Annotated in this window: 27 protein-coding genes and 1 pseudogene; 13 read left to right on the forward strand and 15 right to left on the reverse strand. The window is 70.6% G+C overall.

All coding sequences use genetic code 11. From position 1 onward, the window contains the following. Positions 1 to 454: 454 nt before the first annotated feature. From ACF08F_RS02805 to ACF08F_RS02875, 15 genes and pseudogenes are all read right to left on the reverse strand, one after another. Positions 455 to 1,927, reverse strand: a complete 1,473-nt coding sequence (locus ACF08F_RS02805) for an ATP-binding protein (protein ID WP_392296689.1) — start codon at positions 1,925 to 1,927, stop codon at positions 455 to 457. 1 nt (position 1,928) lies between these two features. Then, positions 1,929 to 2,765, reverse strand: a complete 837-nt coding sequence (locus ACF08F_RS02810) for a DNA primase (protein ID WP_392296690.1) — start codon at positions 2,763 to 2,765, stop codon at positions 1,929 to 1,931. Then, a complete protein-coding gene (locus tag ACF08F_RS02815) occupies positions 2,762 to 2,944 on the reverse strand; it encodes a hypothetical protein (RefSeq protein ID WP_392296691.1) in 183 nt (60 codons plus the stop codon). The genes ACF08F_RS02810 and ACF08F_RS02815 overlap by 4 nt, the downstream gene beginning before the upstream one ends. 86 nt (positions 2,945 to 3,030) lie before the next feature. Beyond that, positions 3,031 to 3,319: pseudogene (locus ACF08F_RS02820) on the reverse strand (hypothetical protein). Positions 3,320 to 3,329: 10 nt separating this feature from the next. Further along, positions 3,330 to 3,518 (reverse strand): hypothetical protein, encoded by a 189-nt coding sequence (locus ACF08F_RS02825; protein WP_392296692.1) that lies wholly within the window; start codon positions 3,516 to 3,518, stop codon positions 3,330 to 3,332. A 225-nt stretch (positions 3,519 to 3,743) separates the two neighbouring features. Continuing rightward, positions 3,744 to 5,909, reverse strand: coding sequence for an FtsK/SpoIIIE domain-containing protein (locus tag ACF08F_RS02830; RefSeq protein ID WP_392296693.1), 2,166 nt, complete (start codon positions 5,907 to 5,909; stop codon positions 3,744 to 3,746). A 90-nt stretch (positions 5,910 to 5,999) separates the two neighbouring features. Continuing rightward, a complete protein-coding gene (locus ACF08F_RS02835; RefSeq protein WP_392296694.1) occupies positions 6,000 to 6,206 on the reverse strand; it encodes a DUF6257 family protein in 207 nt (68 codons plus the stop codon). 39 nt (positions 6,207 to 6,245) lie between these two features. Then, positions 6,246 to 6,377 (reverse strand): hypothetical protein, encoded by a 132-nt coding sequence (locus ACF08F_RS02840; protein WP_392296695.1) that lies wholly within the window; start codon positions 6,375 to 6,377, stop codon positions 6,246 to 6,248. A 91-nt stretch (positions 6,378 to 6,468) separates the two neighbouring features. Continuing rightward, positions 6,469 to 6,846 (reverse strand): DUF6251 family protein, encoded by a 378-nt coding sequence (locus ACF08F_RS02845; protein WP_392296696.1) that lies wholly within the window; start codon positions 6,844 to 6,846, stop codon positions 6,469 to 6,471. Positions 6,847 to 7,057: 211 nt separating this feature from the next. Next, positions 7,058 to 7,453 (reverse strand): DUF3307 domain-containing protein, encoded by a 396-nt coding sequence (locus ACF08F_RS02850; RefSeq protein ID WP_392296697.1) that lies wholly within the window; start codon positions 7,451 to 7,453, stop codon positions 7,058 to 7,060. Positions 7,454 to 7,473: 20 nt separating this feature from the next. Then, positions 7,474 to 7,809, reverse strand: coding sequence for an RRQRL motif-containing zinc-binding protein (locus tag ACF08F_RS02855; RefSeq protein ID WP_392296698.1), 336 nt, complete (start codon positions 7,807 to 7,809; stop codon positions 7,474 to 7,476). Beyond that, complete coding sequence (locus tag ACF08F_RS02860) at positions 7,806 to 8,930, reverse strand: conjugal transfer protein (protein WP_392296699.1); 1,125 nt, start codon at positions 8,928 to 8,930, stop codon at positions 7,806 to 7,808. Before ACF08F_RS02860 ends, ACF08F_RS02855 begins: the two co-directional genes overlap by 4 nt. Beyond that, positions 8,927 to 9,103, reverse strand: coding sequence for a hypothetical protein (locus ACF08F_RS02865; protein ID WP_392296700.1), 177 nt, complete (start codon positions 9,101 to 9,103; stop codon positions 8,927 to 8,929). Before ACF08F_RS02865 ends, ACF08F_RS02860 begins: the two co-directional genes overlap by 4 nt. After that, positions 9,100 to 9,366 carry a DUF6284 family protein gene (locus ACF08F_RS02870; RefSeq protein ID WP_392296701.1) on the reverse strand — a complete coding sequence of 89 codons (267 nt, stop codon included), beginning with the start codon at positions 9,364 to 9,366 and terminating at the stop codon, positions 9,100 to 9,102. The genes ACF08F_RS02865 and ACF08F_RS02870 overlap by 4 nt, the downstream gene beginning before the upstream one ends. Before the next feature lie 499 nt (positions 9,367 to 9,865). Beyond that, positions 9,866 to 10,645, reverse strand: a complete 780-nt coding sequence (locus ACF08F_RS02875; RefSeq protein WP_392296702.1) for a GntR family transcriptional regulator — start codon at positions 10,643 to 10,645, stop codon at positions 9,866 to 9,868. A gap of 57 nt (positions 10,646 to 10,702) precedes the next feature. Here ACF08F_RS02875 and ACF08F_RS02880 point away from each other — a divergent pair, with 57 nt between their 5' ends. From ACF08F_RS02880 to ACF08F_RS02940, 13 genes are all read left to right on the forward strand, one after another. Further along, positions 10,703 to 11,131 (forward strand): NUDIX domain-containing protein, encoded by a 429-nt coding sequence (locus ACF08F_RS02880; RefSeq protein ID WP_392296703.1) that lies wholly within the window; start codon positions 10,703 to 10,705, stop codon positions 11,129 to 11,131. A gap of 387 nt (positions 11,132 to 11,518) precedes the next feature. Beyond that, complete coding sequence (locus tag ACF08F_RS02885) at positions 11,519 to 12,271, forward strand: DUF3800 domain-containing protein (protein WP_392296704.1); 753 nt, start codon at positions 11,519 to 11,521, stop codon at positions 12,269 to 12,271. Between the two features lie 644 nt (positions 12,272 to 12,915). Further along, positions 12,916 to 15,675, forward strand: coding sequence for a BTAD domain-containing putative transcriptional regulator (locus tag ACF08F_RS02890; protein ID WP_392296705.1), 2,760 nt, complete (start codon positions 12,916 to 12,918; stop codon positions 15,673 to 15,675). Between the two features lie 364 nt (positions 15,676 to 16,039). Then, positions 16,040 to 17,068, forward strand: a complete 1,029-nt coding sequence (locus tag ACF08F_RS02895; protein ID WP_392296706.1) for a LuxR C-terminal-related transcriptional regulator — start codon at positions 16,040 to 16,042, stop codon at positions 17,066 to 17,068. Continuing rightward, positions 17,065 to 17,718, forward strand: coding sequence for a pyridoxamine 5'-phosphate oxidase family protein (locus ACF08F_RS02900; RefSeq protein WP_392296707.1), 654 nt, complete (start codon positions 17,065 to 17,067; stop codon positions 17,716 to 17,718). Before ACF08F_RS02895 ends, ACF08F_RS02900 begins: the two co-directional genes overlap by 4 nt. A gap of 163 nt (positions 17,719 to 17,881) precedes the next feature. Next, positions 17,882 to 18,754, forward strand: coding sequence for a diiron oxygenase (locus tag ACF08F_RS02905; RefSeq protein ID WP_392296708.1), 873 nt, complete (start codon positions 17,882 to 17,884; stop codon positions 18,752 to 18,754). Next, entirely contained in the window at positions 18,751 to 19,626 is an 876-nt protein-coding gene (locus tag ACF08F_RS02910) for a hypothetical protein (protein ID WP_392296709.1), read from the forward strand. Before ACF08F_RS02905 ends, ACF08F_RS02910 begins: the two co-directional genes overlap by 4 nt. Continuing rightward, a complete protein-coding gene (locus ACF08F_RS02915) occupies positions 19,623 to 20,090 on the forward strand; it encodes a holo-ACP synthase (RefSeq protein WP_392296710.1) in 468 nt (155 codons plus the stop codon). The genes ACF08F_RS02910 and ACF08F_RS02915 overlap by 4 nt, the downstream gene beginning before the upstream one ends. Next, entirely contained in the window at positions 20,087 to 20,320 is a 234-nt protein-coding gene (locus ACF08F_RS02920; RefSeq protein WP_030219305.1) for a phosphopantetheine-binding protein, read from the forward strand. The genes ACF08F_RS02915 and ACF08F_RS02920 overlap by 4 nt, the downstream gene beginning before the upstream one ends. A gap of 21 nt (positions 20,321 to 20,341) precedes the next feature. Beyond that, on the forward strand, positions 20,342 to 21,166 hold the full coding sequence (locus ACF08F_RS02925) for a class I SAM-dependent methyltransferase (protein WP_392296711.1): 825 nt from the start codon (positions 20,342 to 20,344) through the stop codon (positions 21,164 to 21,166). Then, the gene (locus ACF08F_RS02930) at positions 21,166 to 22,140 is read left to right on the forward strand and encodes a 3-oxoacyl-[acyl-carrier-protein] synthase III C-terminal domain-containing protein (RefSeq protein ID WP_392296712.1); all 975 of its coding nucleotides are present in this window, start codon (positions 21,166 to 21,168) and stop codon (positions 22,138 to 22,140) included. The genes ACF08F_RS02925 and ACF08F_RS02930 overlap by 1 nt, the downstream gene beginning before the upstream one ends. Then, a complete protein-coding gene (locus ACF08F_RS02935; protein WP_317596642.1) occupies positions 22,140 to 22,406 on the forward strand; it encodes an acyl carrier protein in 267 nt (88 codons plus the stop codon). The genes ACF08F_RS02930 and ACF08F_RS02935 overlap by 1 nt, the downstream gene beginning before the upstream one ends. Then, the gene (locus tag ACF08F_RS02940; protein ID WP_392296713.1) at positions 22,403 to 23,263 is read left to right on the forward strand and encodes a hypothetical protein; all 861 of its coding nucleotides are present in this window, start codon (positions 22,403 to 22,405) and stop codon (positions 23,261 to 23,263) included. The genes ACF08F_RS02935 and ACF08F_RS02940 overlap by 4 nt, the downstream gene beginning before the upstream one ends. Positions 23,264 to 23,265 lie beyond the last annotated feature (2 nt).

Here is a 23,265-nt window from a genome sequence, read left to right on the forward strand (position 1 = left end):
TTCAGGGGTTAAGGATCGAGATGCTGGGAGCGGCACCTGTCCGAGGTGGGGATTTCTGCGTCACTGCGTCATCAGCGTCACTTGTGGGGGCTGACCTGCGGTTTTTCGGTGACGCAGGGGGTAGCGGTCTGTGTCACCGGTGACGGAGCCGTCCGTCACGGGTGACGCAGGTGACGAAGGGTGACGCAGGATTTCGGGCTCTGCGTCACCCTTGTTGATGCAGGTCAGGCCCGGTTTTGGGGGCCGTGGTGACGCAGGTGACGCAGCGTCTTCCTACTTAGGGAAAAGGCGGGGTCTGTTGTCTGTTGGTGTGCGCCTTCGGGCATGAAATGGGGAGCCGCAAGCGGCACGCCCTTTGGGCGGCGGCGAGCCGCCGAGGAGCAAGAGGAGCACGCCTGTCGCTGGGCGCGGCGTGCTCCTCTTGCCTGTGCGGCTGGTCCCGTGTGGCGCGGTTTTAGAACGCCTGCTGCTCGTCGTGCGTGGGCTTGGGGCAGGCCATTTCGATGTAGCGGGCGCTGTTCTTCCGCCCCCAGTCGACGAGTACGCCGCGGGCGGCGAGGACGGGCTGGAGGCGCTTGAGGCGGTCGGAGAGGACCTTGCCGGTGGTGGGCCAGCCCTTGGGCAGGGGCCTGAACTCTCCCTCACCGATGTAGAGCTGGGTCAGGCCGTGCAGCCACTCGGCGGACGTCATCCGGACCTCGGTTCCGGGCTCGATGCCGGCGGCGTGCCTGAGGACGGTCTGGGCGAGGAGGTCGCCTTCGATGACGTCGTCGTTGAGGTCGTCCAAACTGGCCCGGTAGGCGTCCAGGGCCCCGAAGTTCCGGGCGGTATCGAGCTGGGCGCACAGGTGGGCGAAGTCGGCCATGCGCAGGTCGGTCGGGATGTCTGCCTCGGCGGCGCGGACCTCGACGGCGAGGTCGAGGACGGACCCGAGGATCATGGGCAGGGACTGTGCGAACTCGGCCCAGAGCTCCGCCTCGGTCCGCCGCACCCTCGGCCGCTCCAGCCGAAGGGGCAGGAGGCGTTCGGCGAGGTCGGGTCGGATGACGCCGACGTCGATGCCTGTCAGCAGCATCGGCCGGCGGTAGCGGGAGCGGACGACGTCGCCGTCGGTGAACAACGCGCGCTTGATGTTCTCGGCGCCGGTGACGATGCAGCACATCAGGTCGGACAGGTCTGGGCCGAGGTGGGAGAGGTTGTCCAGGCCGGTGACCCACCCCGCCGCGACAGCGGTGATCAGGTTCTCCTCGTCCTTCGGCGCGCGCCGGAGGTCGCCGCTCATGCCCTCGATGATCCGCACCAACATCTTCCCGGCGGTGGACTTGCCCGCGCCCTGGGGGCCGGTGAGGAAGGGGGCGGGGACGGGGGCGTCGGGGCCGAGGCAGCCGATCAGCCAGGCCAGGGCCAGGCTTTCCCCGCGGGCGTCGGAGAAGTTGCAGAGTCGCATGAGCAGGTCGATGCCCTTGCCGTTGGTGTCCTTGACGGGGAGGGGGAGTTCGCCGGTGAGTTGGGTGCGTCGCCAGCAGATCTCGCGCGGGTCGGGGGTGAGGATGTCCCAGCCGGTGGGGTGGATGCGGACGGATTTGCCGTCGTCGCGGCCGAGGTCGAGCCAGGTAGCGCCGTCGAACCCGGGGGCGACGCGGATGTGGACGGGCTGGACGTCCTCGGTGAGCGCGAGTGCTTCGATCAAGTCGAGTGCCTCCTTCAAGGCGGTTCCGTTGAAGACGCCGAGCCCGTCGCGGAACAGGCCGACCATGAGTTCCTGCCGGTGGCTCCCCGTGGAGCCCTGGGAGCGGATCGGGCGGGCGACGGGGTGGCCGTTGCGCTGTGCGTAGACGGTGCCGTCGACCGTGCGGAAGTAGCGGAAGTTGGCCTGCGCGTAGTCGGTGATGACCTCGCGGGCGGGGTTCTTCTCCTCCTCGGCCACGTCACATCCCCAAAGCCGTGGAAGCGTTGGACCAGGCGGTCGTGCAGTGGCGCGGGGACTCGCCCTTCGCCTGCGCGGCGGTGAACAGGCGGCCGATGTGGGTCTCGGTGAGGCAGCCGCACCGGCCGTGTGCGGACAGCACGGCCAGGAACGTCCGGTACACCGCCGTGTGCACCCCGCTCTGGGCCTCCGTGATGCGCTGCTCGGCCATGGCGATCCCGCGCTCCAGGTAGACGGGCGAGCGGTGCGGGCACGTCCCGCCGCTGGCCGGTGCGGGCACCGTGACAGCGCGGGGCGCCGGGCGGGCAGCGGGCTTCTCCTCGACCAGTGCCTGCACGGCGGCGGGGACGGCCGCCGTGGTGCCGGTGCCGGGGCCGAGCCAGCGGGCGTAGGACATGGCCGATTTGATGTCCACGCCCTGGCGGACGCCGTTCACCGACCGGACGGTGCCGGAGTAGATCCAGTGCTCCCCGCGCGTCGTCGTGACGGTTGTGGTGGGCGGGAGGGTGTTGCGGGCCCAGGTGACGGCGTCGGCGTCGTCGAGGTCGACGACGGTGAACCGGGCGCCGCCGGGGTGGTAGCCGATCGCCCTCGCTCGGCGCCATGCCGCCGCCCACTGCGGGGACGCCAGGATCCGGTGGTCGGTGGTGGCGGCTGCCCAGCCGTGGCACGGCCACGGGCAGACGCACGGGCCGGGGACGCGCATGTTCGGCCGGCCGCCGCAGGCGAGGTCGTCGCAGGCGCGGCAGTTCCCGAACGGGCGCTTGTCGGCCCGCAGCGGCAGCACCGGCAGGCCGTACTCGGCGAGGCCGAGGGCGATGGTGGGGAGGCTGTTCACGCGGCCACCTCCATCCGGGCCAAGGTGAAGGGGTAGTTGAGGCGGGGACGGATGTCGACGCCGAGGACGTCGAACCCGGCACGCCGGTAGCCGGTCCCTGCGCTGCCGGCGCAGCAGAACAAGTCCAGCAGTAGCGGCCGGGCGGCACGCTCTCGCCGAGTGAGGGGCGGATGGGTCATGCTGGATGCCTCCAGGTCTCTTGGTAGGGGCAGGGAGTGCAGGGCGGCCCCGGTTCTTTGGCGAGAGGGGGCCGCCCTCGGTCTTGCTAGAAGGGCGGTTCGGCGCTGTATCCACCGGACGGGGCCCATCGGTCGGTGGGCGGGGTGCGGCGGCGCGGCAGGCGAGGGAGGGGGGAGCAGGGTCCGCCTGTTGTCCTCGTTCCAGCACGGGCAGGGCTCCCACTCGGTGCCGGCGTACTCGCCGGTCTCGTAGTCGCCGTAGTCGTGGTTCCACCCGCCCCCTCCGCCGCAGTCGGGGCAGTCGGGCCGGGGGGTGTCGGTCAGGACCAGGGCCCGGTGCGGCCAGTCGGTGCGGTGGATGCGCAGTCGGGGCACGGGAGTTCTCTCAGAGGTTGGAGGCGGCGTCGATGAGGGACTCGGCGACGCGGTTGATGGGTCCGGCGGCGCCGGTGGAGGCGAGGAAGAACCCGAACATCACGGCGGTGAAGGCGGAGCCGGGGCCGAGTTCCTTGGAGCGCAGGAGGAAGAACAGGGCGAGTCCGAAGAGCATGACGAGCGAGACGGTGATGACCACGGGGCGGTGTCTCCCTGGGGAGGGTGCAGGCCCTGAATCCGGGCCTGTGAGGGTCCGGAAGGGGGCCGCCAGGGCCCCCTTTACCGGCCTTACCTTGCAGGTCAGGGGCCCTTACCACCCCCTTGACCGGGGTAAAGGGCCCCCGCTACTTCCGGGCCCCTCCGGGATGTGCGGGAGGGGCCGGATCCGGGGTGGAGTTCTGGGCGTGGGTAGAGGGGGCCCCCTCTACCGGCCGGCCGAGAGGAGGATCTCGGCGGGCACGGCGGCCTCGATGTCGCGGCGCTGGTATCCGGCGCCGTTGCTGCCGCTGATCTTGACCTGCTTGCTCGTCCGCTTCACCCCAGCGCTCTCCAGGGCGGCGGCCAGCTGCTCGGCGTTGAAGTCGCCGTAGGTGTCCTCGTCGATGTTGACGAGTCCGGCGAGCAGGTCGGTGGTGAACATGCGCGGGGAGTGCCGCATGACCTCCAGGACGTCGGAGACGATCGGCGGGACGGCGACGCCGGCCGCGTCGGCGGCGGCGGTGACGTCTCCGGCGGCGTCGCCGGTGAGCTGCCCGGCCTGCTCGCGCAAGGTCCGGCCCTTGCGGCACAGGGCCGCGAAGCTGGTGCCGTCGAGGTAGTCGGCCCGCACGGTCACGTACGACGCGGGACCGGTCACGAGGACGCCGACGCCCTTGTGTTCCTCGGAGAGCACGGACGCGTCGGCTCCCTGGGCGGCCTTGCCCTTGCCGAGCACCATGTCGCTGGAGGCGCGGTCGACGACCTGCGTGGAGTAGCGGATGGTGATGATCTCTCGCAGCTTCGTGGGGACGGAGTCGGCGTCGGGCCGCTGGGAGGCGAAGTTGGAGATGAAACCGGCGGCCGGGCCGCGGCGGGCGATCCGGCACAGGTCGTTGATGACCTGCTCGCGGTCCTCGCGTTCCATGGCGGTGAAGTACTCCTGGAGTTCGTCGATGGTGACGAAGATGACCGGGAGGTTGTAGCGGGCGACGATCTCCGGGGTCAGCTTGCCCTCCGGGCACACCGACGTCGGCAGGTCGCGGAGCAGGGCGAAGCGGCGTTCCATCTCCGCCAGCAGCTCCGCGAGCATGGCCTTCAGCGCGTCGATCGCGTCGTCCTCGGCGCCCATCACGAGCCGGTGGGCGACGGCCTTCATCGGCATCCAGTCCGCACCGCCCTTGCCGTCCGCGACGTAGTGCCGCACGTAGGCGTCGAGGAGTCCGGCGGCGGTGAGGAGTCGCTGGGTGAAGGTCTTGCCCCGGCGGGGCAGGCCGCCGAAGAACATCGACTGCCACATGACCGGCACGTTGATCCGCGTGCCCCGGGCGTCCTGCCCGAAGGGGACCGGCTCCCAGATGGAGAACGTGTCCGCCTTCTCCAGCGGGGAGGGGTTCGGGGTGCCGAGGTAGGGGTCGTCGTCGGAGACCCACATCGAGACGCGGCCGGCGTTGCCGCCGTTGACGGCGCGGACGCGGGACATGATGACCTGGATCTCGTCCACGCCGAGTTCCTGGGCGATGACCTCCCGCTTCGCGAGGACGTCGGACGCGGTCTTGCCACCGCCACGGGGCATGTCGAAGATCACCGACCAGCCACGGCCGTCCCGGACGGGGCCCATCGTGCACGACACCCGCGGAAGGTCCTTCTCGTCCTTGCCGCCACCGCTTTTGAGGAGGCCGGCGGCCCGCAGCGCGTCGTTGAGCTGCTGCGCGGACATGTCCACCCGGATCGGCGGCGCGGCATGGTCCAGCAGCCGCGTCTCCTCGCCGCGCCCGAGGTGGGCGAGCGGGATGGTGACGGCCCCGGCGATCGCGGCCTGGAGCAAGGGGTCGGCGAGCATGATGCCGGTCGCGGCCGCCGCAACGCCCGTAGCGGCGAGACCGAACCGCCACTTGCGGCTGCGGGTCCGCTCCGCATAGGCGGCCTGGTGACGGGCCGCCAATTCGATGTCCTCCGGCCGCAGCTTCGACTGCGCGCGCAGGGCCTTGACGGTCGCGGACTGCTCCTGCGCGGACAGCGTCGGCCACAGCCCCTTCACGGCCCGGTAGAAGCCGCGGGCCGCGAGGAGCACGGTCTTGAACAGGTACTTCGGGGTCCGCACCGAGTGGTAGCGGGTGTGCCACCAGATGAGGCGGCCCAGCGCGGTGACGTTGTCGAGGATCGACTTCGGGGAGCGGGCCCACACCGGCAGCACCGGCATGTCGGGCACGATCAGCCAGTCCGCGAGCGGGTTGCCGGGCAGGTCGACCACGTCGACCCCCGCCCCGTCCTCCTCCGCGACGGTGGACTCGACGGGGCTGGGCTTGTCGAGGACTAAGGCCGCCGTCTCGGTGCGGGCGGCGCGGTGCTCGTCGAGGTCGACCACGGTCGCCTCGATCACGGGCTCAGTCATGATGGACGGACTCCTGCTGCTCGAAAGGGCGGAGGGATGGGCCCGGGGCGGTCGGGATGCTTGCCGGCTGTCGGCCGCCTCGGGGCACAGCTACTTCTTCTTCGCGTTCTTCTCGGCGCGCTCGCGGGCGCGGTCGATGATCCGGTCGACCTTCTTCTCCAGGTCGCCCTGGTAGACGGTCTCGCTGGCGATGCCGCGCTTGCACATGCGGGCGACGTACCAGCCGACCTGTGCCTTCTCACCGGCGGTGAGCTTGGGGTTCTTCGGATCGGGCTCGTTGCTGTTCTTGCTGGCCACGGGATTCCTCCGTCTGCGGTGTGGTGTGCGGATCCTGGGTTAGCGGCGGGCGTAGGGGTTGAGCGGCATCTGGCACCTGGGGTTGGGGCAGAGGCGGGGGTTGGGCTTGGGGGCGGGCTGGCGGCAGCCGGGGCAGTGGTTGTAGTCGAAGAACTTCGGCTTCCCGAACATCCGGTACTCCTTGGATCGATGGGGCGCGGGGCTGTCCCGGCTCCCCGCCCACCCCCGACCCGGGTCAGGTCAGGGGGTGGACGGGCAGCCGTCAGCGGCGCTTGCGGGCCTTCGCGATGCTCTTCGCGGCCCGTCGGCCGTCGGGGCCGCCGATGGAGCGGACTACGGTCACGACGCCCCAGGACAGGACGGCGGCGAGGAACGCGAGGAGGGCCAGGTTCGCGGCGATCGCGGTGAGCGCGCCGACGAGGAGGGGGCCGAAGTAGACCCCGGCGGCCACCGTGCCGGCGCCGATCCCGGAGCCGAGCGCGATCCGCTGGACGGTGCGGTCGGGCGGGGCCTGGTGGATGTGCTGATGCACCACCTGCGGCACGGCGGCCGTGGGCTGTACGGCGGGGAGTTGGTCGGCGTAGGCGTAGGTGCCGTCGGGGAGTCGGACGATGGGGGCGGGTTCGGGGAGGTTCGACATCGGTTCTCCCAGGTCAGAGGGGCCGCTAGAGTCGCGGCCATGGGGGATCAGAGGATGCGTACGAAGCCGTGCAAGTGGTGCGGGCGCCAGCTCGTGTACCGGTCGTGGTGGCGCTCTCGCCGGTACTGCAACCGGTGGCACCAGGTGCGCAAGTGGATCGCCCGGATCTTCGAGCTGGTCGGAGAAGCCTCAAGCGCCTGACCGCTGAGCCTCAGACGGCCAGCGCGAGGGCTCCGAGGGCGAGAGCGAGAACGTGGGCGGTCTGGTCGACGTGGGCGGCCCCGCCGTGCTGGGCCCATGAGCCCTGGCGGGTGTGCTCCATCCACCAGCGGACGGGCCAGCGGCGGTCGATGAACGCGTGAGTGCCGCCGATCCAGCCCAGAGCCACGACGGCGGCCGGGACGCTCACGGTCACGTCGTCGAGCAGGACGGCGCCGGCCGCAAGAGCGAGGCCGCACGGGACGACGTGCGTGGCGGCGTGGGCGAGGTTGGCGCGCCAGCCCGCGGCGCCGCAGTCAGCCTTGTGGGCTGCCTGGTGGTCGGTCTGGAAGGGGTAGTCGGCCAGCAGGTGACCGAGGTAGAGCAGCACGAACACGGTCGCGAACACGGGTGTCTCCTCGGTGCCGCTCACGCGGCCGTGGTGTCGGGGTAGGCGCAGGGGGTGCACATGCCGAGCGAGGCGGGGACGCGGTACCCGGCGTCCCGCCCGCACTCGGGGCAGAGCCGCCGGGCGGCGTTCGCCCGCTCCAGCGCCGCCCACCGGGCCGGAGTCATCGGCCGTACCGGCAGCGCCAGGTCGATGCGGTAGAGGAAGGCGACCAGCGGGCCGCGTCGGCGGCGGGGGCGTTCGAGCTGGGCGGCGACGTCCTGACCGCCGGGCCGGAGCCCGATCGCGCGGAGCTGCCGGAACGTCGCCAGCCCATCCGGCGCGAGCCGCCAGGGGTAGACGGGGACCGTGCTCACGCGGCTTCACTCCGCTCGCTCTTGAGGGTGTCGCGGAGCCACCGCCCCTTCTCCGACGACGTCCGCAGCGCCTTCCGGATCCCGTCGGCAGTCAACTGACCCACCGGCCATGACTCAGTCAACTGCCTTGCCTCAGAGAGCAGTTCGTCCTTCGTGCGGCGAGGCTGGGTAGATCGGGCGACCGCCGGTACCCGTCCGGTTGCCCGGCGGGGAGTCGACTGCTCGGCTGCGACCGCCCGAACCACCACCCGACCGGTCGACCCCTCGGACGGCACCACGGTGGGCTCTTCCTGCGCGATCGAGCCGGGGTCCATCGGGACCGGTTCGAGAGCCGGTACAGGCAGGTCAGAGGTAGACCGTTTCTTAATAGTCTGTTCCGAATTCTCCGCATTAGTGGGGTGGATCGGTCGGGTGGACCGGTCTACCTCCAACTCGACCACCGGGGCGTCCATGTCGACCGCGATGTTCGGGACGGCGATGCTGGCGCCGAACATCGCGGCGAGGGCAGCGTCGGCCCCCGTGGTGACCCGATCGCGTTGGACGTCGACCAGTCGAGTGCCTAGGGCGATGTCGCCGGCGCCGACCTTCCGGGCCAGCTTCCACGACGTCCGTTCCGACTTCTGCCGGACCTTCTCGTCGGGGTGGTTCGCGGCGCGAGCCCGGTGATAGGCGAGCGCCTGCACGATGGCCGCCATCTGTGCTTCGGTCTCGGCGTCGCGTCCGTCGCGGTAGACGACGATCCGGCGGGCCAGGAACGCGGCGCCCTCGGCCGAAGCGGTCATGCCCATAGGAGTGAGCGCGTAGATCACCACCTCGCCCAGAGAGGTGGCGGCGGTGGCGGACATGGCGGCGGCCGCTGCGGGCAGAGCCCACAGCCCCGCCCGGATCACGCGGGGCGAGGACTGTCCGAGCAGGGTCAAGCCGAGCAGCACAATCGCCAGGACGGCCGTGGCGCCCTCACCGGCCGCGACGGCACCGACGGCAGTGCCAGAACCGTAGGCGGCCTTGATGTTCGTGTAGGTGCCGTACCCGCCGGCGCCGCCCGTGGCGACCATCGGCACGAACGCCGCCCCCAACACGATCTTCTGGAGCCTGCTCAGCTCCTTGCCGGTGACGCTCACCCCTCCTCACCGCCCTCGCGCTGGTTGGCGCGGTACAGGAGGCGGGCGACGGCGATCACGCAGAGTCCGGCGAGCAAGCCGACGGGGGCGAGGTCGTGGTTGCCGATGACCTGGCCCCAGATCTCGACGCCGGTGCACAGGGCGATCAGGAGCCAGTAGATGAGGGTGTTCATGCGGCACCGCCGGCCTGAGTCAGGCCCAAGCGGTTGGTCAGGTTGCGGCGCTCGCCGAGGACCCGGTTGCGGGCCCGGCGGATCCTGCGCTCGTCCAGCTCGGTGGCCGGACGGTCGATGGTCATGATCTCCGCGTCGAGCAGGTCGACCTCCGCCAGGATCAGTGGCATGTCCAGCTCGACCGCGTCCAGCTCCGCGCCCGACGGCTCACCGTCAAACGCCAAGGCCCCGCTGGTGGCGGGGAGTGTGATGATGGACTTCATTGGGTGTGTTCCTCTCAGACAGGAACGGCCCGAACCGAAGCCCCGGTGTTCCAGCACCGGGGCTTCACGCCGTTTGGAACCATCCGGCTCCCCTCAACCCCGCCCGTACGAGACGGGCGGAGGAGGCAACCGGCCGCAGTTGAGAGCTGCGGAGTTGGGTAGATCAGTGATCTCTTTCGAGGCCGCGCCTGCCGGTTCAAGGAACAGTCGCTAGGGCCCCGCTTTAGGCAGAGATCTGCCGTCCGGACTGACAAGGACCGCTCCTCTGGAAGCAAACGGATGTCCGGCATCCTCGGCCCGCTCTGTCCCGGGCCCCTTGTCGTGCGAGTGCGCCCCGACCTGAACCAATGACGGCGCAGCTCTGCAGGCAACACGGGTACTCCTGCGCTCATGCACTCATGTGCAGGAGTGATGTGTATGAGAGTGCCCAGCTCCTGCACATGAGTCAACCCGCCGTGCAGCCTCGGACACGGCGGGTTGCGTTCAGAAGGGACTGTTTTCAGTCACCAGCAGGGATGCGGTACTCCAGAACGAACTGGTCAGCGGCCATGAAGGTGTCGCAGACCTCTACAACTCGGCCATTCGAGGTCTCAGCATTCCGGGTTAGGTGGATGATGGGCGAGCCGGGGCTGAGGCTCAGCGCCGCGACCTCCTGTTTGGTGGCAAGGCGTACCCGTACGGTCTCCGTGAACTCGACCAATGAGTGGCCGTTCTCCTCCAGGCGTGCGTAGATGCCACCGCCGCCCGGGTTGTCTTCGAAGAGCTGAGGGATGTCCTTGGCGACATCCCAGGGCAGGTAGGAGATTGCTTCCTCCGTCGGGATGCCGTCGCTGAAGTAGAGACGGCGCCGAGCGAGGATCTTGGAGCCAGTGGGGACCGATAGTCGCTCGGCAATGTCGGCCGGGGCGTCGACCGGGCCGACGTACAGCACGCTGACGCTCGGCTTACTGCCGGACTGCTCAGCTTCGGCGAGGTAGGCCGCTTTGCCAGCGGTGCGGTGGGACCTTCTGAAGCGATCGGACGACTTCCGGCGAACTGGTGGCCGCCGCTTCACGAAGGAGCCCTTGCCGTGGAGGGTGTCGATGAGGCCGGTAGCGCGAAGTTCAGCCATCGCCTTCCGGACAGTGCCCTGGGATGCGGAGTACTTCCGCATGAGATCCGACTCGCTCGGCATTTGTTCGCCGGGTTCAAGTGCGGCCTCGTTGATCTGCTGGACGAGGTCGTCGGCGATCTGGAGATACCGCGGCTTTCCGGAGTCCCGTGAGGGGATGGATGCCATGTCCTTCTGTTCCTCCTAAGCTCCTGTATATAAGCAACGCTACTGGAGGGCGCAACTATGCCGCTGCACTCGGTGTCGGTAGCTGGAGTGGTGGTGCGGGAAGACGGCCGCATCCTCGCGATCCGGCGCGCGGACAACGGCACCTGGGAGCCCCCGGGCGGGGTGCTCGAACTGGATGAGCGGCCCGAGCAGGGCGCGGCTCGGGAAGTTCTCGAAGAGACGGGCGTGCGCGTCGAGGTTGAGCGCCTGAGTGGGGTCTACAAGAACATGACGCGGGGCGTGGTCGCTCTCGTCTTTCGATGCCGGCCTGTAGGCGGCGAGGAGAGCACTTCCGCCGAGTCGACTGCGGTCGAGTGGCTTACCCGGGAGGAGGTAGAGGAGCGGATGGGCGAGGTCTACGCCGTGCGGGTCCTGGACGCCCTGGGCGCAGCGTCGACGCCCCATGTTCGCGCGCACAACGGTCGACACCTGCTGGAGCGTGCTTGACCTCGACGTACTAGGTCGTGAGTGACCCGTTTGGGCCCCCTTCGGGTGGCCCAAACCCGTGCCCCACGCAGGTCGTGTTGGGCGATCACGCTCCGTGTGGAAGATCTTTTCTCTTCCACAGCTTGTGCCTGAAGAACCTGCAGATCAGAGGGTTGATCGACTCGCCGCTGCGGCCTTTTCAACAGCGTCATCCCCTGACCCGTCCACAGAAAATCGGGGGTTATGAACAGGTTTTGAATTGTTATCAACATGCCCTGTGGATAAGCAGATTGGCCGCCGCTCTTGTCGGTGCGAACATCAGCGGAGCGTCAACCCCGGACACTCGCGTGGCGAACGGTTGCATCGGGCAAGCGCGTTCGTATCGCTTCGTCGGGACGGAGATCCCACATGAATGAGGTGCCGGCAGCGTCGCCGCGACGACTTCACGCCTTCATCGATGAGGCTGGCGTGAGGTCGCACTCAGCCAAGTCCAGCGACTGCTTCGTCATGTCCGCTGTAATCGTGGCTGAGGCCGACCTTCCCGAGGCCGCTGCCTTCCTGGCCAAGCTCCGCATCGAGCTCGGCCGCGGCCAAGGCGCGACGCTGCACTGGCAGAACTTCAAGCACATCGACCGGGTCCACGCGGCGAAGACCCTCGGCGGCCAGCAGTGGGCAACGATCTCGACCGTTGTCGTGTGTAAGCGGCACCTCAGCTCCTCGAGTATGGATGAGGACCAGTTCTACCTGTACACGCTTCGCTATCTCCTCGAAAGACTGTCGTGGTTCGCCCGCGACTCCCGCTCGGTTCTGACGTTCACGCTGGCCCATATCGTTCGGATGAAGCTGGCCAAGCTGCGGGCGTACGAGGCAGCGCTTCAAGTCGAGGGGACGCAGATCTGTTGGGCGGCCTTGGACCCGACGGGTGGGCGGATGGATCAGCCCAGCCGGGTTGAGATGCTCCAGGTGGCCGACATTGCGGCCTCAGCTACCTTTGCCGCATTCAACCCCGACAAGTATGGCAACACGGAGCCGCGCTACCTGCGGGAGTTGCGTGGGCTTCTGTATCGGCGGGGAACGGGTGCGATCACCTCGTACGGGATGAAGATGCACCCGTGGGGGCCCAGCACAAAGGCCGCTTACCCGTGGGTAGCGGCCCTGTGAAGCACGTCGGCCGGCTTAAGCCGCAATCGCGGGTGCTGCCGTTTCCGATCAGCAGACGACCATCCGTGCACTTCTACTCTACGGGAACGGGGCGTACGGTCAACCGGCAATTCGGACATTAAGGCTGCCGTTCGAGTAACGTTTCGAACGCCAGTGCGCATCTGAATCAAGCGGCTCGAGTTCCTCACGCGGCACCCAGGGGCTTCCCCCTCCTGGTCTGCTCGCGGCCTCGCGGCCCGATCGCGGTGGTCTCATTTGTGGTCTCAGACTGCCTTGATTCCAGAGGTGTCCAGGACTGTTCGGTGCAGTCCGACTGGCTGTGCTGACCTGCGCCGCAGCGGTTCGGGCGGGCGTCCGTAGACGCCTCAGGATCGAGACCGGACAACTCGTAATGCGTAGGTCTCGGGTTCGAATCCCGAAGGCGGCTCGGTTGAACCCCAGGTCACGTCATTTGTGACCTGGGGTTTTTTCGTGCCCGGGTGCGGCTGCGGCCCCCGGGGCGGTGTCGGGGCCCCTTGCTTGGCTCATTGGTCTAGTCCAAACTGATCGATTGACGAAGCCTCCGCGGAGTCGGCCATGCACAGCCCGCAATGCCACCGCCGGTCGTGACCGACACGTCGCGGTCATCGGATGAGGGGGATGCCATGTCAGAGAGGACGGCGGCCACGGGGCTTCCCCGGGGAGGTCCGGCGGGCGAGTCCGGCTCGTTCGGCCCACGGCTTCAGGCGTTCCGCAGACGGTCCGGGCTCAGCCAGGAGGTGGCGGCGGCACGGGCCGGGATCAGCACCAGGGCCCTGCGGGACATCGAGCGCGGCCGGGTCCGGCGGCCCCAGTCGCGCACCCTCCAGCGGCTGGCCGAGGCCCTCGGGCTGACCAACGGCGAGCTCGCGGACCTGCTGGCCGGCGCCGGCACCGGGCCCCCGCGCGACCCCGGCCGACCGCGCCTGCTCATCCTCGGCCCGCTCTCCCTGCAGAGCGGCCGCACCCCCGTCCCCGTCACCAGCCCGATGCTGCGCCGGCTCCTCGGACTCCTCGCCCTCAAGCACCCCGAGCCCTCCACGCAGCAGGAGATCACCGACACCCTCTGGCCCTCGGGGCCGCCCAGCTCCCACCAGAGCCTGATCCACACCTACGTCAGCCAGGTCCGCCGGCTCCTCGAACAGGGCGCCCTGCGGACCGTCCCGCCCCCGACCGTCGTCCGGACCCCCACCGGCTACCTCCTGGAGGCCCCCCGGAACCAGATCGACCTCGGCCACTTCGACGACCTCCTCGCCGAGGCGGAGCGCCTGCACCGCGCGCCCGACCCGCGCGCCGCGTACGAGGCGCTGACGCAGGCCCTCCAGTGGTGGCGGGGTCCCGTCCTCGCCGACGCCGACCCCGTGCTGCGCCAGCACCCGGCCGCCGTCGTGGCCAACGAACGCCGGGTCAAGGCCGTGCTGCTGCACGCCGACACCGCACTCCTCCTGGGCCGGCCCGAGGAGACCGTCCCCGTGCTGTGGGACATGGTCAACACCGAGCCCCTGCACGAGGGCCTGCACGCCCGGCTCGTCCTCGCCCTCGCCAGCTGCGGCGAACAGGCCGCCGCGCTCAACGTCTACAACCGGCTCCGCGACCGGCTCGACGAGGAGCTCGGCATCGCGCCCAACGCGGAGGTCCGCGACGCCCACCTGCGGGTCCTGCGCCAGCAACTGCCCCTCGCGCTCCCCCTCGCGCAGCGCCGCACCGAGCAGCCCGCACCCCCCGCCCCCGCGGCGCCCCCCGCCCGCCCGGCCGCCCAGCCCGGCGGGCCGCTCCCCGCCCAACTGCCCGCCAGAGCCGGCTCGTACGTCGGACGTCGGCGCCAGATGCGGGAGCTCGACGCCCTCGTCTCGCCCGACCCCGCACACCGCTCGCACCTCGTGGCCGTGGTCGGCGCCCCCGGCGTCGGCAAGACCGCCCTCGCCAAGCACTGGGCCCACGCCCGGCGCGAGCACTTCGCGGACGGCCAGCTCTTCGTCGACCTGCGCGGCCACTCCCCGCTCCCCACCCTCCGCCCCGCCGACGTCCTCGCACAGTTCCTCCGCGCCCTCGGCGCCCCGCCCGACCAGCTGCCCGCGGACGAGGACGAGGCCGCCGCCCTCTACCGCACGCTCCTCGCCGACAAGCAGATGCTGATCGTGCTCGACAACGCCCGCGACGCCGAACAGGTCCGCCCCCTCATCCCCGGCGCCCAGGGCTGCGCCGTCGTCATCACCAGCCGCAGCCGGCTCGCCGGCCTCGTCGCGAGCGACGGCGCCCGCCAGCTCGTCCTCGACGTCCTCGACCCCGACGAGGCCCGCCAGCTCCTCGGCGGCACCATCGGCGAGAGCCGGGTCGCGGCCGAGGAGGAAGCGGCCCGCAGACTCGTGCGGCTCTGCGGAGGACTGCCGCTCGCCATCCGCATCGCCGGCGCCAACCTCCTCGCCCGCGACGCCCGCATCGCCGACTACTGCGCCGAGTTAGCCGGCGACGACATGCTCAACCGGCTCCGCATCGAAGGAGACCGGCGCTCGACCGTGCGCGCCGCCTTCGACCTCTCGTACCGCGCGCTCCCCGCCGCCGCCCAGCGCATGTTCCGGCTCCTCAGCCTCATCCCCGGCCCCGACGTCACCGCCGCCGGCGCCGCCGCGCTGGCCGACTCCGCCCCGGCCGAATCGGCGGCGCTCCTCGTGAGCCTGACCAACGCCCACCTCGTACGCGAACGGGCCGCCGGCCGCTTCGGCATGCACGACCTGCTGCGCTCGTACGGCCGCGAGCTCGTCAGCCGCGAGGAGGCCCACGCCGCCCGGCAGCGGCTCTACGACTGGTACCTCCACCACACCGACGCCGCCGCCCGCCTCCTCTACCCGGCGGCCCCGGGCACGGACCCCTCCAACGGACCCGCCCCCTCCTCCGCGCCCGTCTTCGTGGACCGGCGCGAGGCCTCGGAGTGGCTGGACAGCGAGCGGGAGAACCTGGCCGGAGCCGTCCTGCAGGCCTCCGGCGCCGGGTTCACCGCCCTCGCCTGGCGGCTCGCGGAGAGCCTCCACGACTACCTCTCGGTGGGGATGTACACCGGCGACTGCCTCAAGGTCGCGACCGCCAGCCTCTTCGCCGCCGTCGCCGACGGCGAGCTGCGGGCCCAGGCCGCCGCGCAGCTGCGGCGCGCCGAATGCCACTGGGTCCTCGCCAACAACGCGCAGGCGCTGGAGCTGTTCGGCAGCGCCCTGGAGCTCGCCCGGCTGGCCGGCTGGGACGAGGGCCAGGCCCTCGCCCTGCGCCGCATCCGCGCCGCCCACCAGGAGGACGGCGGTCTCCGGCCCGCCTGCGACCACCACTCCGCGGCCCGGAAGCTCGCCCGGCGCGGCAGCGGGGCGGAGGCCGGGGGGATCCTCACCCCGCCGTAGAGGAGCGGGCGGCTCCGTCCCGGGCGGTGCCGGTCCGGCGGCAGGACCATTACTCCGGCAGTTGCCCCAGTTCTGCCGGTCCCTGCTGGCCGTTCTGCGGCGACCGGAAGAACCGTAGGTCAGGGGCGGTGCGGGTGGTCCTCCGGGGGCTTCCGGTCCTCTGGTCCGGCTGTAGGAGCCCGCCCAGGCCGGAATCGTACGGTGGCCGCACCGGAAGGCCGTTCCCCGTGCCGATTCATGAGGTGACACGTTGCCACAGCTCACGTTGGCCTTCGCAGCCGCCCCGTGCCGAGCGCGTTCCGGGACCCTCCCCTTCGGTCATGCCCACCGTCCGCACCACCACCGCGCGATCAGAAAGGTGACGATGGAATCCCCGGCACAGACCCCACGTCAGGAAGCCCGGCTCACAGCCGAGGTGAACGAGTTCGTGGTCGCGTTCTACGAACGCGCCATCGGACGTGCCGAGTTCAGTCCGTCCGGCCTCGCCGAGGAGCTGGGCGTCCCGCGGCAGCGAGCCGAGCAGGCCGTCGGCACGCTGCGCGCCTTACGGCTGGTCAAGCCCGCGGAGGGCGGCGGAGGCCGGTTCGTCGCGGTCAGCCCCGAGGCCGCCCAGATGGAGCTGCTGGTCCCCCTGGAGCGGGAGATCCTCGACAGCCGCCACCGACTCGAAGGTTTCAAGGGGCAGTTGAGCTCCTTCGTGACGGCCTTCGAGAAGCAGTCCAGGAGCCGGCCGGAACCGGTGGTGATCACCGAGGACCGCGAGGAGATCGAACTGCGCCTCCTGGAGGCCGCCCAGAGCTGCACCCGCGAGGTCCTCGTGATGCAGCCCTGTGTCGCCCGCGAGACCAGTGAGCTGCGGCTGGCCCGCCCGCTCGTCCTGGAGGCCGTACGGCGCGGGGCGCAGGGCCGGATCCTCTACCCCCACACCGCCCGCGGCGACTCCGACACCCGTGCCCACCTCGGTGAACTCCTGCCCGCGGGAGGCCAGGTGCGGACGACCAACGAGGTGCGCGACCGCTTCCTGGTCTTCGACCGGAAGACGGCCTTCATCCCGGCCGGCGAGGGCGACGCGATCGCCGTCGTCTACGACGGCGCCGTCGCGGCCTTCCTGGCCGGACTGCACGCCCGGGTCTGGGAGTCCGCCTTCGACTTCGACTCGGCCGCGGCCGGCTACGCGGGGACGATGGGGGACCTGAAGGCGACCCTGCTCGACCTGCTGGCCTCGGGCGCCAAGGACGAGGTGATCGCGCGCCGGGTGGGCATGTCCGAGCGGACCCTCCGCCGCCACGTGGCCACGATCATGCAGGACCTGTCGGCCTCCAGCCGCTTCCAGGCCGGGGTGCTCGCCGCCCGGACCGGTCTGGTCGACACGGCCCTGCGGGGTGCCGCATGAGCCGCTACGACCACCTCGCGTACAGCTCCTCGGTGCGCAGGGTCCAGGAGGAGATGGGCAGCGCCACGGCGACCGACCGCCGTCTGCGGGAGCCGGCGGAGGAGGCCGAGCCGCTCACCGCCGCCGCGGCCGGATTCATCCAGGGCCTCGACGGCTTCCTCTTCGCGAGCGTCGGCGAGACCGGGTGGCCGTACATCCAGTTCCGGGGCGGCCCGCCGGGCTTCGTCCACGTCCTCGACGAGCACACCCTCGGCTATCTGGACGTCCGGGGGAACCGGCAGTACATCACCACCGGGAACGTGCGGGGCAACGACCGGGTCGCGCTGTTCTTCATCGACCACGCCCGGCAGACCCGCCTCAAGCTCTTCGGCCGCGCGAAGGCCATGTCGGTCGACGAGGCCGTCCGGCTGGGGGGCCGGGCCGTCGAGCTCGTCGAGCGCCTCGACGCGCACCGTACCGAGGGCACGGTCGAGCAGCTCGTCACCATCCGGGTCGAGGCCTTCGCCTGGAACTGCCCCAACCACATCACCCCCCGTTTCACCCGGGCCGAGGTCTCCGACGCCATGGCGCCCGTCCTGGACCGGGTCGCCCGCCTGGAGAAGGAGAACGCCGCCCTGCGCGCGGAACTCTCCGCCCGGACCGCCGGCTGATCCGTCGGCCTGCCCGCCGCCGGCTGATCCGTCGGCGGCCCGCCGCCGGCCGATTGCCCGCTGACCGAATTCGGCAGCCGGTTTCGGTCCTTGAGAGCGCCTCTAGCGAGAATCCAGACTGGATTCAGCAAAGAGCCCTCGAAGCGAACGGAGACATCGCGCGATGGTCAGCGACGTGATCGACCGAAACGATCGGTTCCGGGGAATCCTGGACCGACTCGCCACGAAGTCGATCGACGACTACTACAACCCGTACCGGCTGTTCGAGTGGCCGGACCGACTGCCCGAGGACATGTGGTGGATGAGCCCCGAGCTCACCACCACGTACGGGACGGAATGGGCCGAGAAGCTCACTCCGCAGCAGCTCCACACGCTTTCCAAGCACGAGAGCATCAATTTCTACAGCCTCAATGTGCACGGTATCCGGGAACTGCTCATCGAGGTGGTCGCCCGGATTCACACCGCCGGTTTTGAAACGCCTTCGGAGTTCTTCCACCATTTCATCGGTGAGGAGAACGAGCACATGTGGTTCTTTGCCGAGTTCTGCCTCCGCTACGGCGGGAAGATCTACAAGCAGCCCGCCGGCGGCGCCGAGGTGGCCGGATCCTCGGCCAAGATCCAGAGCCTGCTGGTCTTCACCCGCATCCTGATCTTCGAAGAGCTGGTCGACCACTTCAACTCGATGATGGCCGAGGACGAGCGGCTGCACGAGACGATCCGCGGCATCAACCGGATCCACCACCAGGACGAGTCCCGGCACATCGCCTTCGGCCGCGAACTGGTCAGCCTGCTCCACCAGGACCTGAAGGAGACGGCGACCGAGCAGGAGCTCGACGAGATCTCCACCTATCTGCGCCGCTACCTGAAGCACAGCTTCGACTCGCTCTACCACCCGCAGGTCTACCGCGACGCCGGACTGGAGAACCCGCACGAGCTGCGCCGGTCCCTCATGGAGTCGCCGGCCCGCGCCGAGGCCGAGCTGCGCACCTTCCGCAAGACCGCCAAGTACCTCGAGAAGACGGGACTCATCCGATGAACCGCCTGACCGGGAGCGACGGCGCGCCCGCGCTCGCCATCCTCGGGCCGCCGGCCACCCGGCTCGTCAAGGAGCTGGACCGGGTCTTCGCCGGCTGGGGCACCGAGGCCGGCGCCGAGGAGATCATCGCCCCGCCGCTCTTCCCGGTGACCGACCTGGAGAAGTTCGACGTCTACACCAACTTCCCCCAGCTCGCCTGGGTGGCGGGCTCCCTCGACCTGACCGAGGACCAGTTCAAGCCGGTGGACGGCCGGTTCGGGCCCGGCGCCGTGACCGAGGCGCGGTACGGGCTGCCGCACGCCACCTGCTACGGCGCGTACCTCTTCCACGAGGGGCACGAGGTCGCCGACGACACCCTGGTGACCCTGGTCAACCGCTGCTTCCGCAACGAGGACCACTACGGCGGGCTGCGCCGCCTCGCCAGCTTCCAGATGCGCGAGATCGTCGCCATCGGCAGCTTCGAGCACACCCAGCAGGTCCTGGCCCGCTTCACCGAGCGGATCCAGGCCTTCGCCGGAGCGCTCGGCGTCGAGCTGGGCAAGGTGCCGGCCGGCGACCCGTTCTTCCGGAACGACAACGGCCGCGCGCTGCTGCAGAAGCTCAGCCCGGTCAAGTACGAGTTCCAGTACGGCGATCTGGCCATCGCCTCCGTCAACACCCACCGCAACTTCTTCGGCGAGCGGTGCGGCATCCGGCTGGGCTCCGGCGAGCACGCCTACACCTCCTGCGTGGCCTTCGGCCTGGAGCGCTGGATCGCCGTCCTGACCGAGCACTTCGGGGAGGACCTCGACGCCGCGCTCACCGCCGTGCGCGACGCGGCGGCCCGGGTGGCCCCCGCCGCGGCAGCGGCCCCCGCAGCCGACCCGTCGTGACCCAGCCCCTGATCGGCGTCGACCTCGTGCCGCTCTCCCGGGTCGACGAGCTCCTCGATCCCGGCATCGGGCCGCTGCTCAGGAAGTACCTCTCCGCCGAGGAGCTGTCCGGCTCCCGGACCCCGGACGGCGCGCCCGACCAGGCCAGGATCGCCGGCCGGCTGGCCGCGAAGGAGGCCGTCTTCAAGCTCCTCGGTGCCGTCGGACGGCCCGTCCCCTGGCAGGGCATCGAGGTCCTGCGCGGCCCCGGCGGGCGGCCTGAGGTCCGGCTCTCCGGCCGGGCCGCCGAGCTGGCCCGGGCCGCCGGGCTCGGCCCGATCGACGTGAGCATCAGCCACGACGCCGGCTTCGCGATCGCCGTCGCGACCTCCTCCTCCGCTTCCTCCGCCTCCTCGGCCTTCTCCGCCGCTTCTCCCGACCACCCCAACTCGCAGCAGTCAGCGACTCCGAAGGGAATGCCATGAGTTCCGCAGGTATCGACAAGGTCCGGGACTGGATCCTCGGCCGTCACCCCGAGCGCACCGAGCTCGCCTCCGACGTCGACCTCATCGAGAGCCGGCTCGTCGACTCGCTCGCCTTCGTCGAGCTCGTCTACACGATCGAGGACGCCGCGGGCGTCGAGATCGACTTCGACAACATCGACATCGAGGACTTCCAGACCCTCGCGACCATCGAGAAGGCGTTCTTCGCCTGATCCCGAGGAGGGATCTTCACCATGGATGCAGTCTCGTACACCGCACAGTGGATGGCCGCCGCCCGCTACCTGGAGTCCCAGCGGGAGGACGCGCTCTTCGTCGACCCGCTGGCCAAGGACCTTGCCGCGCCCCGGGGCTTCGAGCTGATCGACCGCTACGAAGGCGGCGGCCTGCTGCCGTTCATCTCCATCCGGACCCGGTTCCTGGACGACGCCATCAAGGACGTCCTCGCCGAGGGCGGGATCCAGCAGGTCGTGCTGATCGCGGCCGGCATGGACACCCGGGCGTTCCGCCTCGACTGGCCCGAGGGCACCCAGGTCTTCGAGGTCGACCACGCCCTCCTCATCGCCGAGAAGCGGCGCCGCCTCGACGCCCTCGGCGCCGAGCCGCGCACCGACCGGCGCGAGGTCTCCGCCGACCTCACCAAGGAGTGGCTGCCCGACCTGGAGGCCGCCGGCTTCGACCGGACCCGCCCGACCCTGTGGGTCGCCGAGGCGCTGACCTTCTTCCTCACCGAGGACCAGGCCGCCGGGCTGCTCCAGCTGCTCGCCTCGGCCTCCGCCCCCGGCAGCCACCTGGCCTTCGACATCCTCGGCCGCGCCCTGCTGCGCAGCCCGTTCTCGAAGCGCTGGCTGGACACCCTCGCCGCCGACGGCACGCCGTGGATCTTCGGCACCGACGAGCCCGAGGAGTTCCTGACGGCCAACGGCTGGAAGACCACCGACCTGCGCGAGCCCGGCCAGCCCGGCGCCGGCGAGGGCCGCTGGCCGTACGAGGTCCAGCCGAGGGACCGCCGGGGCGCCAACCGGCTGTGGCTGATCCGCGCCGAGATAGCGACGGGCTGATGGGTCAGCCGACCACGGACCGCCGGATCACCCTGGAGCGGATCGAGTCGTACCTGCCCGAGCGCAGCGTACGGATCGAGGAGCTGGGCGAGCGGCTCGGTCTGCGCCGGGCCGAGCTCGGGGTGTTCCGGAAGTTCTACGGCCTGGACACGCTGCGCTTCGACCCCGAGCTGCCGCTGCTCGACCTGCTGCGGCCCGCCGCGCGCGGCGCCCTGGCCGCCCTCCCCGAGGGCGGCACGGTGGACTACCTGGCGTACGCCCACGTCACCCAGGCCGTGGCCCCGGCCGACGTGGACATCGCCCAGGAGGTCGGCAAGGACCTCGGTCTCACCGACACGGAGGCGTTCGGCCTCAGCCACCAGGCCTGCGTCAGCAGCCTGGGCGCCATCGAGGTGCTCGGCGAACTGCTGCGCGCGGAGGGCTCCGAGGGGTCGTACGCCCTGATGGTCACCGGCGAGCAGGCGTACTCGCCGATGGTCCAGCTCGTCCCCAACACGTCGATCATGGCCGACGCCGCCGCCTCGTGCCTGATCACGCTGGACGGCGAGGGCGATGTCGTCCGGTCCTTCGCCACCCGGACCCTGGGCGAGTACGCCCAGTGGCTGGAGCTGACCGCCGAGCAGAACACGGAGTTCGGCGAGCAGTACGGCAGCAGGATCGCCGAGGTCATCCACCAGGCCGTGGCGGAGGCGGGGCTGACGCTCGACGACGTCGACCTGGTGATCCCGCACAACGTCAACAAGCTGGCCTGGCGGCAGACCATCAAGGTGCTGGAGGTGGCGCCGGAGAAGGTCTTCCTGGACAACGTCCCGCGCTACAGCCACACCTTCGCCTCGGACGTCTTCGTCAACTACACGACCCTGCGGGACGAGGGCCGCCTCGTGGACGGCGCGCACTACCTGCTGGTCTCCGTCGGCCTGGGCGCCACCTTCGGCGCGATGGTGATCACCCACCGGGCGGGAGGCGGGAAGTGATGGACCGTCAGGAGATTCTGCTCGTCATCGAGAAGGCGCTCAGCGAGGTCCTGGAGCGGCCGGTCTCCGGGCTCACGGAGGAGACCGCGCTCTTCGACGAGCTCCAGCTCGAATCCATCGCCGTCCTGGGGCTCCTCATGACCGTCGAGGAGGCGACCGGCATCGCGGTCGACCCGGACGAGCTCGACATCGACCACCTGCGGACCATGCGGTCCTTCGCCGACTACGTCGAGGCCGCACTCCGCGAAGCAGAGGGGACGTCATGAGCGGGGACGTCAGGAGCGGGGGCGCGGCCGGACTCGTCGTCCGGGCCGCCGCGGCGGTGCGCTCGCCGGAGGGCCGGGCCCCCGAGGACCGCCCGGCCGCGCTGGACTACTTCCGCGACCTGCTCACTCCCTTCGGCGAGAAGCCGGACGAGGAGCTGCTGAACAGCGGGGCGCACGTCCAGCACCGGGACCTCGCGGACCTGCTCGTCGCCGACGAGGGCGTCGGCCGGAGCAGGCCGGAACTGCTGATCGTCACCCACGCCCTGCCGGACGTGGTGCCGTTCACGGCCGTCGCACCGCACATGACCGACCGCCTCGGCGGCCGGGCGGCCAACTTCGCGATCGCCGAGCAGGGCCTGGCCGCGCCCTTCACCGCGCTGCGGATCGCCTCGGCGTACCACCGCTCGGGCCGGGCCGCGGAGGTGGTGATCGCGGTCCTCGAACAGACCACGCTGCCGACGCCGTTCCCGCTGGTTCAGGACACCCCGCTGATCGACTCGGCGGCGGCGCTGGTCCTCGGCACCGGGGGCGGCGACGGCGCCGCCGAGGACGGTCCGCGGTTCGTACGGGCGTACTCGGCCGCCTCGGCGGCGGAGGCGCTCGGCGCGGACGCCCTGGGCCGGGGCCTCGGGGAGGACGGCGACCTGCTCGTCCTCGGCCCCTGGGTCACCGAGGACGTCCCGGAGCGCGCCGCCACGCGCCGGGTCGCCCCGGGCAGCTACTGCACCAGCCTCTGGCTGGAGCTGGCCGACCACTGGCAGGAGTGGCGGGAGAACCACCGGCGGATCGTCCTGTGCGACACGGACCCCCGCACCGGCCGCAGCCACGTGGCGGTCTTCGCCCGCGGCGAGGGATAGCA

The sequence above is a fragment of the Streptomyces sp. NPDC015130 genome (assembly GCF_043080005.1).
GTDB lineage: Bacteria > Actinomycetota > Actinomycetes > Streptomycetales > Streptomycetaceae > Streptomyces.